The 16,097-nt window shown below is 37.6% G+C and carries 18 protein-coding genes; 16 read left to right on the top strand and 2 right to left on the bottom strand.

Annotated elements, in window-relative coordinates; translation table 11 throughout:
* From MSI_RS14730 to MSI_RS11465, 14 genes are all read left to right on the top strand, one after another.
* Positions 1 to 594 (top strand): hypothetical protein (locus MSI_RS14730; protein WP_039924794.1); only part of this gene is annotated, 594 nt, incomplete at its 5' end.
* Between the two features lie 202 nt (positions 595 to 796).
* Positions 797 to 1,327: a hypothetical protein gene (locus tag MSI_RS11530; protein ID WP_009107191.1), complete on the top strand. Its 531-nt coding sequence runs from the start codon at positions 797 to 799 to the stop codon at positions 1,325 to 1,327.
* 55 nt (positions 1,328 to 1,382) lie between these two features.
* Positions 1,383 to 2,987 carry a UvrD-helicase domain-containing protein gene (locus MSI_RS11525; protein WP_009107189.1) on the top strand — a complete coding sequence of 535 codons (1,605 nt, stop codon included), beginning with the start codon at positions 1,383 to 1,385 and terminating at the stop codon, positions 2,985 to 2,987.
* Positions 2,988 to 3,023: 36 nt separating this feature from the next.
* Entirely contained in the window at positions 3,024 to 3,602 is a 579-nt protein-coding gene (locus MSI_RS11520) for a hypothetical protein (RefSeq protein ID WP_009107187.1), read from the top strand.
* Between the two features lie 608 nt (positions 3,603 to 4,210).
* Complete coding sequence (locus tag MSI_RS11515; RefSeq protein ID WP_009107184.1) at positions 4,211 to 4,771, top strand: hypothetical protein; 561 nt, start codon at positions 4,211 to 4,213, stop codon at positions 4,769 to 4,771.
* A 113-nt stretch (positions 4,772 to 4,884) separates the two neighbouring features.
* The gene (locus MSI_RS11510; RefSeq protein ID WP_009107183.1) at positions 4,885 to 5,391 is read left to right on the top strand and encodes a single-stranded DNA-binding protein; all 507 of its coding nucleotides are present in this window, start codon (positions 4,885 to 4,887) and stop codon (positions 5,389 to 5,391) included.
* Between the two features lie 14 nt (positions 5,392 to 5,405).
* Positions 5,406 to 6,332 (top strand): PD-(D/E)XK nuclease family protein, encoded by a 927-nt coding sequence (locus tag MSI_RS11505; protein WP_009107181.1) that lies wholly within the window; start codon positions 5,406 to 5,408, stop codon positions 6,330 to 6,332.
* Positions 6,333 to 6,353: 21 nt separating this feature from the next.
* Positions 6,354 to 7,169, top strand: a complete 816-nt coding sequence (locus tag MSI_RS11500) for a Rad52/Rad22 family DNA repair protein (RefSeq protein ID WP_009107179.1) — start codon at positions 6,354 to 6,356, stop codon at positions 7,167 to 7,169.
* Between the two features lie 70 nt (positions 7,170 to 7,239).
* The gene (locus tag MSI_RS11495; RefSeq protein ID WP_155815604.1) at positions 7,240 to 7,794 is read left to right on the top strand and encodes a hypothetical protein; all 555 of its coding nucleotides are present in this window, start codon (positions 7,240 to 7,242) and stop codon (positions 7,792 to 7,794) included.
* Positions 7,795 to 7,808: 14 nt separating this feature from the next.
* Entirely contained in the window at positions 7,809 to 8,879 is a 1,071-nt protein-coding gene (locus tag MSI_RS15050; RefSeq protein ID WP_009107175.1) for a hypothetical protein, read from the top strand.
* A gap of 52 nt (positions 8,880 to 8,931) precedes the next feature.
* Entirely contained in the window at positions 8,932 to 9,225 is a 294-nt protein-coding gene (locus MSI_RS11485) for a hypothetical protein (RefSeq protein ID WP_009107173.1), read from the top strand.
* 306 nt (positions 9,226 to 9,531) lie between these two features.
* Positions 9,532 to 9,927, top strand: a complete 396-nt coding sequence (locus MSI_RS11475) for a hypothetical protein (protein WP_009107169.1) — start codon at positions 9,532 to 9,534, stop codon at positions 9,925 to 9,927.
* Positions 9,928 to 10,292: 365 nt separating this feature from the next.
* On the top strand, positions 10,293 to 11,324 hold the full coding sequence (gene gap / locus MSI_RS11470) for a type I glyceraldehyde-3-phosphate dehydrogenase (RefSeq protein WP_009107166.1): 1,032 nt from the start codon (positions 10,293 to 10,295) through the stop codon (positions 11,322 to 11,324).
* 76 nt (positions 11,325 to 11,400) lie between these two features.
* Positions 11,401 to 12,735 carry a hypothetical protein gene (locus MSI_RS11465; protein WP_009107164.1) on the top strand — a complete coding sequence of 445 codons (1,335 nt, stop codon included), beginning with the start codon at positions 11,401 to 11,403 and terminating at the stop codon, positions 12,733 to 12,735.
* A 56-nt stretch (positions 12,736 to 12,791) separates the two neighbouring features.
* Here MSI_RS11465 and MSI_RS11460 read toward each other — a convergent pair whose 3' ends face one another.
* Positions 12,792 to 13,163 carry a hypothetical protein gene (locus MSI_RS11460; protein ID WP_009107162.1) on the bottom strand — a complete coding sequence of 124 codons (372 nt, stop codon included), beginning with the start codon at positions 13,161 to 13,163 and terminating at the stop codon, positions 12,792 to 12,794.
* A 148-nt stretch (positions 13,164 to 13,311) separates the two neighbouring features.
* Positions 13,312 to 14,229, bottom strand: coding sequence for a radical SAM protein (locus tag MSI_RS11455; protein ID WP_009107161.1), 918 nt, complete (start codon positions 14,227 to 14,229; stop codon positions 13,312 to 13,314).
* 77 nt (positions 14,230 to 14,306) lie between these two features.
* Here MSI_RS11455 and pgk point away from each other — a divergent pair, with 77 nt between their 5' ends.
* A complete protein-coding gene (gene pgk / locus MSI_RS11450; protein ID WP_009107159.1) occupies positions 14,307 to 15,575 on the top strand; it encodes a phosphoglycerate kinase in 1,269 nt (422 codons plus the stop codon).
* Between the two features lie 220 nt (positions 15,576 to 15,795).
* Positions 15,796 to 16,017 carry a hypothetical protein gene (locus MSI_RS11445; protein ID WP_009107157.1) on the top strand — a complete coding sequence of 74 codons (222 nt, stop codon included), beginning with the start codon at positions 15,796 to 15,798 and terminating at the stop codon, positions 16,015 to 16,017.
* Positions 16,018 to 16,097 lie beyond the last annotated feature (80 nt).

Genomic DNA, 16,097 nt, shown 5'->3' with positions numbered 1-16,097 from the left:
GATTCTGAAATCAAAGAGTATTTAAAGAATCTATTTACCGAGAATATATCAACTGTTATTGATGAAAATCATAGTTCTACAGAAACTCTGGCAGAAATCGCAAATTTAAGAAATAAAATTATTCAATTGGAAGAACATAATAAAAATTGTGAAAAGAAAATTGCGATATACGAATCAAATTATTCATTAATAGAACAATCATTTATTTCTTATAAACAGTTGTCGGAAAAAACAAAACAACGTTTACAAAATGTTTTTAGAGGAGAATCTGTCGTAGAATTTTTTGCGGGCGCAATTCAAATAGATAATATTTTATCACTTTGGGATTTTACAAAACGACGAGTTATTGAGAATGAACCAGATGATGTTTCATCATTGCGCACAATTTTTCTAAATCTTATTGAACTATACAATAAAGGACAAAATCAGGCAGAATTTATTCTTATTCTTCCTAAAGAAGGTGAAAAATATGATAGTGAAAAACATTATATTCATGGAACAAAAACAGATGGAAATGTAAAGGAAACAGAACTTGAAGGGTTTATAAATACCAAGACAAATAAAACTTATAAAGCAATTATTTCAGTTATATAAAAAGGAATGTTTATGTTTAATCCAAAGAGCAATAATTTCGTTCCTCCTCAACCCGGCACTCCCATTCCATACATCTGCCAAGACTGCGGGGAGCATTTCTCAAAAAAGAAGGGGCTTTTTCCAAAGCCTGTAAAATGTCCTAAGTGCGGTAGCAGGAAATGTATCTCACCTGTAAGATGGTAGTACAGTAACGGATAAAAATATGGCAAACTCAGATTCAAAAACACAACCTCAATCAACAGCTTCTCTCATCCCAACCCTTGACCAGATAAAGCGTCTAAAATCTCTGCAAGGCATAGACTCTGGCATTTTCACGCTTGCAGTTTTTTCAACGTTGGAGGCATTCTTTCGTGAAAAGCTTGGGAACTCTGTAGATAACACCACAAAATTTTATGAGCTTTTGGATGAATACCGGGAACGCTACTCTGTTCATAATCCAAAGGAATATCAGCTTTTTCGTGATATTCAGAATAATCAGAAAAATACTAATCAGGTTCGTCATCATTTTAAGAATCTTTCTGTAGAAGAAGCTAACAGTGCAGCTTTTCTTCTTTCGCAATTTGCAACTATTTTTAATCTGCCAAATCTTACTCAAATAAATCAGCTTGCTGCAAATCTGAAAATCTGGGATTCAAGAAAATCTCCTTCAGAAACGGCAAAGGAACTTGAAAAGGCAAATCAGGAATTAAAACGACTTTCTTCGTCTAACGCTGATATGGCTCAAAAAAGTTGAAGAGCTAGAATCAAAGAAAAAAGAACTTGAACTTGTTTCTGCAAAACTTAAAACTTTGCAATTAGATTATGAGCAGCAGATTACTAAAAACAAGCAGAATAAAGAGCGCATAGACGAACTCCGTCGCGAAAAAAATGAAGTAGAACAGGCGAATCGTAAAACTCAAAAAGAACTTCAAACTCAGATAGAAAAACTAACGGACGCAGAAAACTATATCGACAATCTTTCCCGCATGACTAGTTATACTCGCACCCGTTATGATTATGAGCAGTCGCTTGTTCATCTTACTCGTCAGCAGCAGTCAATTGTAAATCAGGTAAAGTTCAGTCGTGACTTTCTTGTAAAGGGAAGTGCCGGAACTGGTAAGTCTCTTGTACTTCTGAAAACGCTGGAAAAATTGATTCAGCAGAATAAACAGAGTCTTTTTGATGGTGAAAAATCAATCCAGTTGATTACTTTTACGCACAGTCTTGAAAAATATAACAAATATGTTGCTGCCTTACTGAATATTGAAAATCCGCTTGAAGAAGAAATAATTGGAACTTCCGAAAGCTATGTAAATAAAATTTTGAAGGATGCTTTCCCTGACATAAAACTGACTTACGCGCTTCCAAAAATCCCGGATATCGAAAATGAAAATCCTCTTGGTCAGGACATCTGGACTGAACTTGATAAATTTATTCTTCCAAAGTGTGTTTCTCAAAAAGAATACTGCGAAGAAAAAATCCGCCGGACTGGAATGAAAAAGGCTCAGAATGCCGGCAAAAGAAAAGCCATCTGGGAAGCTGTAGAAATAATTTTTACCGAATGGGACAATCTTGAAGAACAACCTGTTCAATACGTAATTTATAAGCTGATTCATAAAATAGAAAACGGAGAATATACAATCTCTGAAGAACTGAAAACAGATTATCTTTTTGTAGATGAAGCACAGGATTTGAGTGCGGCAACTTTACGCCTTATTCGTACAACTGTTCGCGAGAGCATGATACTTGCAGGCGATAATGACCAGTCAGTTTTTCAGCCGGGATTTACATGGAACAGAACTGGAATTGATATAAGTGGGCACTCGAAAATTCTGAATATCAATTTTAGAAGTACGAATCAGATTAATGAAGTTGCAGAAAAATATCGTGCCACCATAAAAGGTGCAGATAAAGAAAATATGCCGGAAACCTTCCGACTTGGACCACCTGTTGAACTTCACGAAAACAGAAATCAGGATGATTCCTTTGCGCAGATGATTTCGACTGTAAAAATGTGTATAAATTCGCTCAATTATGAGCCGGAAAACATCTGCCTTATTGCTCCAAGAAAATCACTTTTGGAACAGTTAAGGGAGGAACTGAAAACTCAGCTTGATTTGGAGAGTGCATTTGTTAACGATACTGATTTTGATTTTTCTAAGTCAGGTATTATCCGTCTTGCTACAACTCAAAGTTGCAAAGGCTTGGATTTTCCTGTCGTTCTGTTTTATCTTGATCACCGGGCGCATTTTGTTGATGTGTTTGATGAAGTTACGGCAGATAAAATGAACCGCAATATGATTTATACGGCAATTACACGAAGTATAGAAATGCTTCATGTCTTTACGCTATCAGATTCTACTGCGGCTCCGATAAATGATTTGAAAGCAATCCTGAAAACTGAAACGAAATAAACTCATAAATAAATATTATTCCTTGGAGGTACAAAAATGATAGATATTACAAAACTCACTAAATACATAGAAGAAAACTATATTGACCCCGATTCTCCAGAAGGCAAAAGAGAACGCCTGATTTCTGGAAAAAGCAATCCACTTGTTGATTTTGCAAGAAAAATAACTGGGCGAGGTGGAATGAATCCGTTTAGCGGAATGAGTCCTGTAAATCGCCCTGATTTTCAGAAAGTAAAAGACAAATTAAAAGCATCGGACGAGCAGGATGATTTTGTCAGACGACTTATTTACTATATAAACAAGAAAGAAAAGACACATCCTCAAGTATACAATGCAGCAGGTATGACACCAGACTGTTTTTCTAAAATTATCAGTGGAAAAACAAAAGTTCCAACTCGTATAAGTATAATTTCCCTTGCATTTGCACTGGAGCTTAATCTTGAAGAAGCTCAGGATCTGCTTTCTAGGGCTGGCTACTATTTCCCTGTTCCAACAATAAAAGAAGATATAATTTTTCAGTTTTGTTTTGAAGATAAAGAAGGCCCATATACAATTGATGATGTAAATAAGGCTCTGTGTGATTTAGGATTTAAAGCAATCGGTGGAAGAAATTAGTAAGAAAAAGGCTTGTCGATAATATATACTCCAAAAGAAACTTCAATAACTATAGAGCCAGGTGTAAAGCCTGGCTCTTTTTGTGCGAAAAAAATTTGACAATTTTATTAACTAGTATTCAATTATAGATGTTCTAGGGTCTGTTAGACAACAGAACATGTTCTTTGACATCGAAAAACGGTTTTGATGTACTGTAAAAAAATTATTTATACTTAAAAGAGAGCGTAATGCTCTTGATATGGTTTTCTATCGTTATCGTTATTAAATTATGAATGAAATCAAATTATGACATTTCTTAGCAGTCAGTTGGGAATTTGCCAAATAATCTATATTGTAAAGGAGGAACTAACAATGGAATCATAACATTTGTTTTATATTCATTAATAATCACTTCTTTTTTAATTATCTAATCTTTTATATCAAAAGCCTTAAGTCTAAATCTAGACCGCATCTTGTGTTTACAGGAATCTGCGTTAGGCAATCCAATAGAATTATATATATATATAACAGAACCGAACAGATGTCATTGAATATACAATTTTATTAATCTCGTAATAAAGCAAGCTAATGGTGTTTTTATATCCATAAGGTTTGCGTAGGATATAGATATGAGTACAATAATTACTCCTGAAGATTTTCAAAATTTGGCCAGAAACTTTTTCTATGATGAGGAAACCAAGCCTTTGGTTGAAGCTTTAGAAAATTTGCTTATTAATTCAGATGATTTTACTAAAGATGATTTTGCTCTTTGTCGCAAGATTGTACCTCCAATGCAATATATGCAAACTCTTCTGCGTACACTTCGGAAGGATGAAAAGGGGATAACCTCTAAATCTAATCTTAAAAAAGTAGCAGAGGTTTTCAGAAGAATTCCAATGTTAAAAACAGAAGATGAAAAATATGTGATGTATGACAAGGCCATACAAGGTGATTGCAAAATTCCTTTTCATTATAATAATTCAAAATGGGATTACTATATTTTAGGACTGTCTAGTGAGAAAACCGCTATTTGTTATCAGCATATAGATGGTAAACCAAATGCTTTACTTAGTGGAGAGGGCGATTTGAAAACTCTTATTGTGAGTCCCTTTATAAAGCTGGATTTCTCAGCTCTTGAAGAAAAAACACTCGAGCAGCTGATTCAAGAACACTCTAAAAAAGTAAGTTAATCATTTCATAACAATTAGCCGTAAGGAAAATCTCCTTGCGGCTTTTATTTTCCGTAACAACTGTTTTTTCGCTTATATATTATCTTCCAAGTATTATTCAAGGAGGATTCGATATGAACCAACTTAACTCTTTAATCATTGAGGGGAACATTGTTCGTACTCCCGAAATCAAAGAAACTGCTAACAAGTCAAAACTTGCGACTTTCAGTATGGCGGTGAACCGTTATTACAAAAAATCGGATGGAACTTTTGAGCAGGAAGTTTCTTACTTCGATGTCGAGGCTTGGGGAAACCTTGTGGAATCAGTCGAAAAGAACGCTTCAAAAGGTTGCGGATGTCGTGTTGTAGGTCGGCTCAAGCAGGACAGATGGAAGGACGGAAACGGTAAGTTATTTAGCAAGGTCAGTATTGTTGCAGAACACATCGAGTTTATGAAAAATGCCACAAGTTCGGAAGAACCAAAATCTTCTGAACTTGCCGATAATCAGCCAGTCGAAGAACAGGTTCCACCAAAGAAAAAATCTGCAAAATTCGACAAAACAAAACTCTTCGGAAACAAGAATGATGAAATAGCTTCGGAAGATGATTTACCGAAAGCTGTAGGCTTCGACATCTTCTAGCATAAGGGGGAAACATGAAAATCACGAACAAACTAAACCTTCCTTATGGTCTTGTAAAAGCCGTATCGCCAGAACCTCACAACAAGACAGGTGAAATCTCCGCTACGACGCTAATTCAGGGAACTAAGCACGTAATTCTTACGCAAAGACATTGGGATGAACTTGAAGATGATGTTTCCGAGCGGATATGGGCAGTATTCGGAACGGCAGTCCATGCCCTTCTGGAGACCGAAGGTGAAAATGACTTTACCGAAATCGAGCTGAAACAGAAAGTGTCAAACATAACCGTTACAGGAAGACTCGACAATTATGACATGGCAACAGGTACAATCTGCGATTACAAAAACACATCGGTCTACAAAATCAAAGCAAGCTGGCAAAAAGGTTCTGACGGTAAGCCTTACGGATTTCCCGAATGGCAGATGCAGGGGCTTATCTACGCATGGCTTCTTCAGAAGAACGGGCTTCCCGCCACGAAATGCCGCTTCATCGCTCTGCTCAAAGACCACTCCAAGACAGAGGCTGAACGTGACCATCTTTATCCGCAGTCACCTGTGTTTGTTTATGAGTTCAATGTAACAAAAGAAGCATTGGATGATATTGAAAGTTTTATAAGGAGAAAAGTATTTCAATATGAAGTTTATTCATCAACAGAAGATAATTTGATTCCTGAATGTTCAGCAGAAGAACGCTGGCAGAAAAAAGATGTGTATGCGGTGAAAAAGGAAGGCAGAAAATCAGCCGTAAAACTTTTCGATACGAAAGAAGAGGCTGATGAGAAAATCGCAGAACTTGGTAAGGGGTATTATCTTGAAGTCCGCAAAGGCGAATCAATGAAATGTAAGAACTATTGTCTTTGTTCAGCTTTCTGCAATTTCTGCCAGGAAAACCAGAATCTTGTCAGCAATGAAGATGCTGATAATGTATCTAAAGCGGCTTAAAGGAAAGGAGAAAAACAGAATATGGATTTAAGCAATTTAAAAGAACCATTCAGCGCAGAAGATATTGAATGGAGACTCCAGCAGTGCGGAGAAAGTAAGGACGGCAAAATCTGGGGAAAATGCCTTGCCTACATAACGTCAAGGGCTGTTCAGGAAAGGCTTGATGAGGTCTGTGGACCTGATGGCTGGAGAAGTGAGATAAGGAAAGATGGGGACGCTTATCTTTGTACGCTTTCCATCCGTATGAAGAGAGATGACGGAAGCATAGAATGGATTTCAAGGACTGACGGAGCGGATGCAACAGACAAAGAATCCGTAAAAGGAGGAATCTCAGGTGCTTTGAAGCGTGCTGCTGTTCAGTTCGGAATCGGACGTTATCTTTATGACCTTGAAGAGGGCTGGATTAATGTATGCGAAAACGGAAAGTATTTCGGCAAGACAAAGACTGATAAACAATTTCGATGGATGCCGCCTGCGCTGCCTGATTGGGCCCTGCCGAAAGGCGAGAATACTTTTCGAGGAAGCGAATCGAACTCAAGCAATCAGGCTTCTGCTTCTGTGCCTGAAACAAATCCTTCGACAAAAGGAAGAAAAGGAAAGACTACGGCTGAGGAAGATAGAATCAAGGCTGAGGGCAACGCCATTATTTCCAGAATTGGCGATGTTATGAACCACGAGGAAAACGGACACAAATCTTTTACGGAAGATGAAATCACTAATGTCCGTGGAATCGTGGCAAACACACGGCTTGACGCAAACGGAATCAGCGAACTTCTTGAACTTGAAAAAGTCGTACAGGAAGAACTTGAATCCCGGCTTCAGAAAATGGCTGCTTAAATGCAGAATCAGAAATCAAATATAGGCTTCGTCAGAAATGGCGGAGCTTTTCTTTTATGGGGAAAACAGAATGAATGAAAAAGAGACAATAATCACACAAGCAAAAAATCCGAATGACTACGGAAAAATTCTTTTCTGCATGAAGGCTATGGGCGGCAAACAGAATGTTCTTTTCACAAGATATATGCATATCGAAAACACACGAACAGGCTCACGCATCGTCTGTACCGATGGCAAAAGGCTTCATGTTGCAAATGTCAATATGCGTATTCCTGCTGGAAATTATCAGCCTGAAATAAAGGATGATATTATTCGGTTTAATAATCCTTCAGATGTAGTTTTTCCATCTTGGAAAAATGTTGTTCCGGAAGATATAAAATTCAAAGGTTTTATAAATCTTGAGGATATCAGGAATGGAACAAAATCTGAACGCGATGAAAAGTTTTCTACGGCTTACTGTTCCTTTTTATTTGATACTGGCATGAATGTGAATCTTCGTTTCTTAAGAGATTTACCATGTACAAAATGGAAAATCTTTACACATGGAGGACGCAATCAGTTTATCAAACTTGAAAACGTAGAGGATAAGAATCAGTTTGTTGTATTTGTTCCGCTTGCAGCATAAAGGAGATAACAACTATGGAAAACAAAAGATTAACAAAATCAGAAATGGTTAAGAGTATTTTGGATTCTTTGGTTCGTGAAGTAATTTCTGGAGGTGCTGTTGCATACGTTCATGATAAGGTTCAACGTTTTGATGATGGTTCTATACCAATGAGAAAATGGAGTCTTTGTAATCAGATGATAGCGTTCTTTCATGATACGAGCGATGCACGTACATTCAACGCATGGAAAGAAGCTGGACGATTCCCAAAGAAAGGAAGTCATTCATTCCAGATTGTAGCTCCGCTTTTCAAAACTGAAAAGGATGAAGCGATAGATGTGGAAAAACGCATTCTTTCTGGGTTTACCTTGATAAACGAATTTAGAATCGAAGATACCGAGGGGGAAGAGTTGCCATATCAGAGACGGATGAAGGAATTAAATGTGAAAGAGCTTCCCCTGATTGATATTGCTGAAAAACTCGGTATTACGGTCAAAGCGGATTTATGCGGAACTGCTGAAGGTAGTTTTTCTCCAGCTGAAAAAGTAATCCGTATGAACTGTATTGATAAACAAGTTTTTCTACACGAACTTTCGCATGGAATCATTGCTGAAATCAAGAAAAAAGAAAAACTAGAACTTGATTACGGTTTTGAGGAAATCTGTGCGGAATTGTCGTTCGCATTCTTGGGGTCGCTCTACGGAATTAAAGTCGATCTACAAAATACAAAAGCTTACATTCAGGGCTGGGCCGGAAAAGGACATGTAGCTTGGAAAGTAATTGAGGCGGTAGAGTGGACTGAGAAAGTTTACAAATATATAGAAAGAATTAAAGAAAAGATGCAAAAGGAGGAATATGAAATGAAAGTCTTTTCTATAGGCAATGTGGCTAAAACCTCAAAAACAAATGTACTTCCATTCAAAACGGAAGATTTTAGAAATAGAACGCAGATTTATAATCCAAAAATTGGTAAATGGGTCAAGCGAGATACAAAGACTGGTCTTTTTACCTCAGTTAAAGGGGATGGTAAACCTTGGGGTAGAATTAAAATCGAAGATACCCAGATTGTAACCTGCCGTAATGCAGATTTGCCACCTGCTGCATAATAACAGAATACGCCACTTCGTATAAAGTGGTATTTTTATTTTAGGAGAAAATATGTTTTTCTTATTACCACTTGTAGCTGCTGCTACTTCAGCAACAGAAATTATAGGGACAACAATTGGTGCAATTGGAATTGGTTGTGCATTAAAAGGAGCTAGTGATTCAAAACATGCAAAAGAAATGATTCGGGCAAGTAACGAATTAGAAGAAGATGAAGAAGATTTGTATGAAGATGAACTCAAACACTTACATACACAAGTTCTGGATTTCGAACGCATGAAAAGATATTATGCACCTACTTTAGGAAGAAGTATGAAAATTCTTTCGCAACATAAAAATGATTCCTAATTTACCGCTTATATTTGGGGTTGGATTTGCGGTAAAAGGAAATACCGAACTGACAGAATCTGTTGTCTTTGCTGGTGAAATACAAAAGAATATTGAACGAATTAAAACTCATAGACAAGTGATTCGATTCATGAATAAAAGAATACACGAAGGAAAAGAAATCTTAAACTTTCTCACAGAGTATCTGTCATATCTTAATTCCGAATATCAGAAAAAATCCGACCCATTGATTTTTGACCAGATCCAATATTTTTCGAAAATGCTTTGCAAAGTATTGAATCTGAAAATTATATAAAAGGAGATGTCATGGAAACAACAAGTGTAATTCCGACATCACAAAAGACTACCGTGGATTACAGTTCAATGATTCTTCCTGTTATTTCAAGTATTACTTCTTATTTGGAATGCAGGGAGAAATCGATTTCTGAAAGAGCAGCTATTGAAAGTAAAACCGAATCAACTCTTTCATTGTTAAGAAACAGACGTAAAGTAATGGTTTCTTATTTGAACAGTAAGTTTGGTGAGCGTGAAAAACTTTATGAAAGATATTTTTCGCTCATTGATGAAGCTGTTGCATCTAAAAATGAAGAACTTGTTCGGACTGCATTAGAAGGATTAGTGACTATTTATTCAACTAATCCAGCTTCAGGTTTGGATTGTGTTCTAGAAGCATATGATAGAATCATCAGTGCTTACAAATAAAGTCTTACCGTGCTTCATTGGACTCTCCCAAAAGGGGGAGTCCTTTTTTTATACTGTATGTGTAAGCAATGCTGTAAACAATAATATTGACTGTTTTATGTTGTTTATGATAAACTTAACTATAAGAGGAATGCGTAATTCGTTGTAAAATAAAGAGATATAGAATATTTTACATATCACATAATTACAGTTTATACACTGAAGCAGAATCCAGTGTAGCTCACATAAAGGCTTCCGATAATCGGGAGCCTTTTTTGTTTTAACCTGATTTTTTTCTCCCTTATATCTTTGTAGTAGACTATTTGTTAAAAATTCATTATTTTAAACCTATAAAATTTAATCTAATTAATTTTAGGAGATATATTATGGCAGTTAGAGTTGCTATTAATGGTTTCGGCCGTATTGGTCGTTTGGCTTTCCGTCAGATGTTCGAAGCTGATGGTTATGAAGTAGTTGCTATCAACGATTTGACAAGCCCAAAAATGCTTGCTCACCTTTTGAAGTATGATACAGCACAGGGTGGATTCATGGGCCGCATCGGTGAAGGAAAACACACTGTATCAGCTACAGAAGATTCTATCATCGTAGATGGAAAAGAAATCAAAATCTCTGCTGAAAAAGACGCAGCTAACTGTCCATGGGCAGCTAACAAAGTAGACGTAGTTCTTGAATGTACAGGTTTCTACTGTGCAAAAGATAAGGCAGCTGCTCACATCACAGCAGGTGCTAAGAAAGTTGTAATTTCAGCTCCAGCTGGAAACGACCTTCCTACAATCGTTTACAATGTAAACCACAAAACTTTGACAAAGAACGACAACATCATTTCTGCAGCTTCTTGTACAACAAACTGTCTCGCTCCAATGGCTAAAGCTTTGAATGACTACGCTCCAATCGCTTCTGGTATCATGTCAACAATCCACGCTTACACTGGCGATCAGATGATTCTTGACGGTCCACAGCGCAAGGGTGACCTCCGCCGTTCACGTGCTGGTGCTCAGAACATCGTTCCAAACTCAACAGGTGCTGCAAAGGCTATCGGTCTTGTAATTCCTGAATTGAACGGAAAATTGATTGGTTCTGCTCAGCGTGTTCCAACACCTACAGGATCTACAACTATCCTTACTGCTGTAGTAAAGGGTAAAGATGTAACAAAAGAAGGAATCAACGCTGCAATGAAAGCTGCTGCAACTGAATCTTTCGGTTACAACGAAGACGAAATCGTATCTTCAGACGTTATCGGTATGAAGTTCGGTTCATTGTTCGATGCTACACAGACAATGGTATCTAAGATCGACGACGATACATACCAGGTACAGGTTGTTTCATGGTATGATAACGAAAACTCTTACACATCTCAGATGGTAAGAACAATTAAGTACTTTGCTGAAAACTGCTAAGTTTAATTGATTAATAAAAAAAGGCACCGGAAGAAATTCTGGTGCTTTTTTTATGTAAAAAAAAGTGGAGTGTGAAATGAAAAAGTTAATTTTTTCTATCAGTTTATTTTTAATGATTTTAACTTCCTGCGCACAGACAGGAGATTCTGATTCAGAATCTTTTAATGACGGCAAACCGACAGTACAGGAACTTCTTAAGAAGATACCGTCTTCTATTGAAGAATTTGAAAATGATTATTCTTCGAAGTCTCAGAGGACTTTGACAGAACTTACGGCTGATGATTTTAAAGGGTTTACAACAGATTATCACAATGGAAATGACCAGAATCTTGATGTATTGCTTTATGTCCTTAAAAATGAAATCAGCAGTTTAAAAACTTTTAATTATGATGAAGATTATACAGTACCAGAAACGGTTAAACTTTCTGAAGCTGGAAAAAATTATATGATAAGTCATGGTAAGTCACCTGTCTTTTCTGATTATGGTTTTGGAACTGTAAAGGTGTCTTATGAAAAATCAATTGCATCAATTTTCTGGAAAATTACATTTAATCAGAATAATTCTGGGGGACAGATAAGAAAGGCTGTTTTTTATTTATGTATCAAGGGTACTTTTGAAAATGATAAATATGATGATGTTGTAATTTATGTTCAAATGCCTGAATCCTTAAGTTGCAGTTCTTATGTTAAAAGTGGTTCAGAATTTATTCAGTCTACAATACTTTGCAGAGATGATGGACCTGTTCAAAAAACTGTACTTAAAAAAGAAGGTGAAAATTACAAGACTTATATATTAGGTTCTCATGATTATTCCGAAAATCCGTCTGAGGAAGATATTGAAAAAGGAAAAGCAAATCGTATGGTCTGCTTTGATGACGGTTCCCTTTTTGCAAAATATTTAAATGGAAAGAATGTTCCTGATAAAGATTATTACGAAATGTATGACAGTGAGGATCATCTGCTTGTAGAAATCCTTCATGAATGGAAAACAAATACAGGAAATGATAATACAATATATACTCAGATAATTCCTCTGAAATATATAAAGCTTAAAGACGGAAAAAAGATTTTTAAATCTGATACAGATAATCCTTATGTTGATGAAAATAATAATAACATAGCAATAAAAGATGTGACTTTTAATGTTTTTAATAGTGAGACCGGAAGTAAAGAGAGTGAGCTTCATCCATGTTATGTTTGTGAGAGTTCAGCGGCATATGAATTTACTCTTTCTGATGGATTTACATTTACAGGTAAAGAAACTGCAGTTAATGCTATAAGCAAACTTCAGCAGATGTTGTCAGAATGTGAAAATACAGAATTAACAGCGCATATTCCTTCTGATAAAACACTTACAGAATATAAAAATTTAGTCACTGAATGGAAAAACAATCTTTCTGAAACTGAATAAAAGACTGTCTGAAGGGACACGGATTTATTAAAAATTTATCCGTGTCCTATTGATTTTTATTTGAGGCTGTTTCTTAATCTTTCAGCAACTTCTTCAGCACGGTTTTCCATCAGGAGAAAATAAAATTTTACGTTTTCGTCTTTTACTTTGGCGCTTACAAAAATAGTTCTCTTTTCATCAGAATTTAAAAAGGAAAGGAAAGATTTCTTTGGAGTTTCAAAGGTCAGGTTTTCTAAATCATTCAGGCAGATAAACTGGTCTTCTGCAGGTGCATCGCCGCTGTTCTGGCGGAAAAAGAAATCAAACATGCCTTCAGTTGCAGGATAATAGAAATAAAGGTCCTGTCTGTCATTTTCTGCCTGACAGAATAAAATCAGTCCCCAGGCGGTTCCTAAGCCAGATTTTGGATAAATTCCGATTTTATTCACGGCATCTATTGTTCCTCGTAATTCAGCAAGTTCGTAGCTTTCTATTTTCTTTCCAAGATTTTTTCAATTCTCTGGATGATTTTTTCTTTTTGTAATTCTGTTTTTTCTCTTGTACGCATATTAATAATTTACTTGATAAAATGGATTTTTACAAACTTTTACATACAAAATCGCAGAAGGAACAGATATCGCCGCATTTGCCTTTTGGTAACTTTTTGCCCTGGGCTTTGAGAATTTTCTTTAAGCCGTGGCGGCGGAAGTGGGAAAGGCCTTCTTCGTAGCAGATGGTAAGCATACGGTTTTGGGCAGCATTTTGCATGAGCTTTTCAAAGCTGTCATTTATTGTGCCGATGAAGAGGGCTGGATTTTCATTTGCAAAACCGCAGCATGGGGCGATGTTACCGTCGGCGTGAACATAGAAAATGTGGCCGGGACCTTCGCAGTAGTCTTCGCGGAACCATTTTTTGTATTGCCAGGCTCGGGTATCATCGGACGGGAAGGAACGCTGAAGATGGTAGACTGGGGGCGTTGCGGGGAGTTCCCCGCTGGAAGGGGTAGCGGAAGACAGCTTGCTGGCTGGAGCGAGGGGAAGGCTTTCCCCTCCTTCATCTACACTTTGAATGTTTATTGAATCTTCGCCAAAAATTTCCTGGACTGTGCGGATAAAAGTCTGCATGCGGTCTGCGCTCTGATCGTGGTAAGAATCCCAGCTGAGGCCGATTTTGCCGTCGTAGCCGGCGTCGTAAACTTTCTGAAGGGTGGTGCGTAAATCTGCTTCGTCCTTCCACCAGTCGCCGTTGGTCATAATCTGGTCGAACATAAAGTCGCTTTCGATGGCAGCGCGGGTAATTTCGCAGAGGAAATCAAGATAGAGAAAAGGTTCGCCGCCGCTAAAACCGATTTTTTCTATAAAAGTGCCCTTGCAGGAAAGCAGAAAGTTTTTTGCCGCGTCAATTGAAATGCGTTTAGGCTCGCGGTTTACAAAACAATGCTGGCAGTGCAGGTTGCAGGCGGTCGTGCAGGAAAAAATAATTTCGCTTGGTGTAAATGGGCTTCCTTTATTCATAAGTGCATTTTATCACAATTGAAATTTGGTAGTAAACACATTATTATATTTGCGTAAATCATTATTAGGAGTTCGCAATGATTAAAACAGTTAAAGATGTTGATCTTAAAGGCAAACGCATTATTATGCGCGTTGATTTTAACGTACCTATGAAGGACGGAGTCGTTCAGGATGATACTCGTATCATGGCTGCTCTTCCTACAATCAAATACATTCTTGAACAGAGCCCACGTTCTCTCGTTCTTATGAGCCACCTCGGTGACCCGAAAAAGGACGTAAAAAAGGCTCAGGAAAAGGCTGAAAAAGCTGGTAAGACATGGACAGACGCTGATGCAGAAAAATTCATCAACGGTAAAAACCGCATGGCTCCAGTTGTAAAATACTTTGCAGAAAAACTCGGAAAGGAAGTTACATTCCTTCCTGATGCTCTCGGACAGAAGGCTGCTATCGATGCTCTTCCAGAAGGTGCAGTTGCAATGCTCGAAAACGTTCGCTTCCACAAGGAAGAAACTTCTAAAGATGCTGCAGAACGCGATGTAATGGCAAAAGAACTTGCTACATACGGAGACATCTTCGTAAACGATGCATTCGGTACAGCTCACCGCGATCAGGCTTCTACAGCTTCTATCGCAAAATTCATGCCAGTTGAATCTGTTGGCGGATTCCTCATGGAAAAAGAAGTTAAATACATTCAGCCAATGGTAACAAACCCAGAAAAACCAATGACTGCTATTATCGGTGGTGCAAAGGTTTCTTCTAAGATTGCAGTTCTCGAAAGCCTTATGAAGAATGCTTCTACACTCATCGTTGGTGGTGGTATGGCTTATACATTCCTCAAGGCACAGGGACACGCTATCGGTAAGTCACTTGTTGAAGATGACTTCCTTGATACAGCAAAAGATCTTCTTGCAAAGGCTGAAAAAGCTGGCGTAAAGATTCTTCTCCCAGTTGACCATGTTGGTGGTGCTGAATTTGCTGATAAGGATCCAGTTGCAGTTGATGCAGTTGATCTTCCAGATAACCTTATGGGTATGGACGTTGGTCCTAAGACTGTTGCTCTTTACAAAGATGCTATTCTTGCTTCAAAGTCTATCGTATGGAACGGACCTGTTGGAGTATTCGAATTCGAAAACTTCGCAAAGGGAACTGAAGCTGTAGCTCGCCTTGTTGCAGAAGCAACATCTAAGGGTGCTATGACTGTAGTTGGTGGTGGTGACTCTGTTGCTGCTGTAAACAAGTTCAACCTTGCAGACAAGATGAGCCACGTATCTACTGGTGGTGGAGCTTCTCTCGAATTCCTCGAAGGAAAGACTCTCCCTGGTATTGCAATTCTTGCTCAGAAATAAGGCTATAATCGAAAATCCGTTAAAAACCGAGCTGCGACAGCGGGTCGGTTTAGGATTATCGAGAGAATGCCTCAAGCCCCGAGACTAGCGAGGGGCAATCCTTTTTATAATGCTGCCTTCCGGGGCGGCATTTTTTTATTTCTTTTCATTTTCACTTATTTGCATTATTATTTTAAGAAAAGGGGAGTTTTCTGCCCTGCAGTCTGGAGGATTATTTTTTATGATTTCTATTATTATTGGTTTGATTTTTATTGCTTTTACTGTTTTTGCAGTTCTTCCTTCATGTCCTTTAAACTGGGGCGCTGATGTAATTGCATTCCTTAAAGGTTTTGCACCGGTTCTTGCAGCTTTTGTTGGAATCATCTGTCTTTTTATTGGAGCTGCTGACATTAAAGATAAGTCTGAAGCAAAGAAAGAAGACGCAGAGAAAGTAGAGGCCTAAAAGCGGGTTTTAGGGCTGTAAGTAAGTAAAGCTAAAAATTGCATTCGCAATTTTTTTAACGCTTTGCTATGGAACATGGC

It is taken from the genome of Treponema sp. JC4, assembly GCF_000260795.1.
Taxonomy (GTDB): domain Bacteria; phylum Spirochaetota; class Spirochaetia; order Treponematales; family Treponemataceae; genus Treponema_D.
This window is presented reverse-complemented; position numbering and strand designations above follow the sequence as displayed.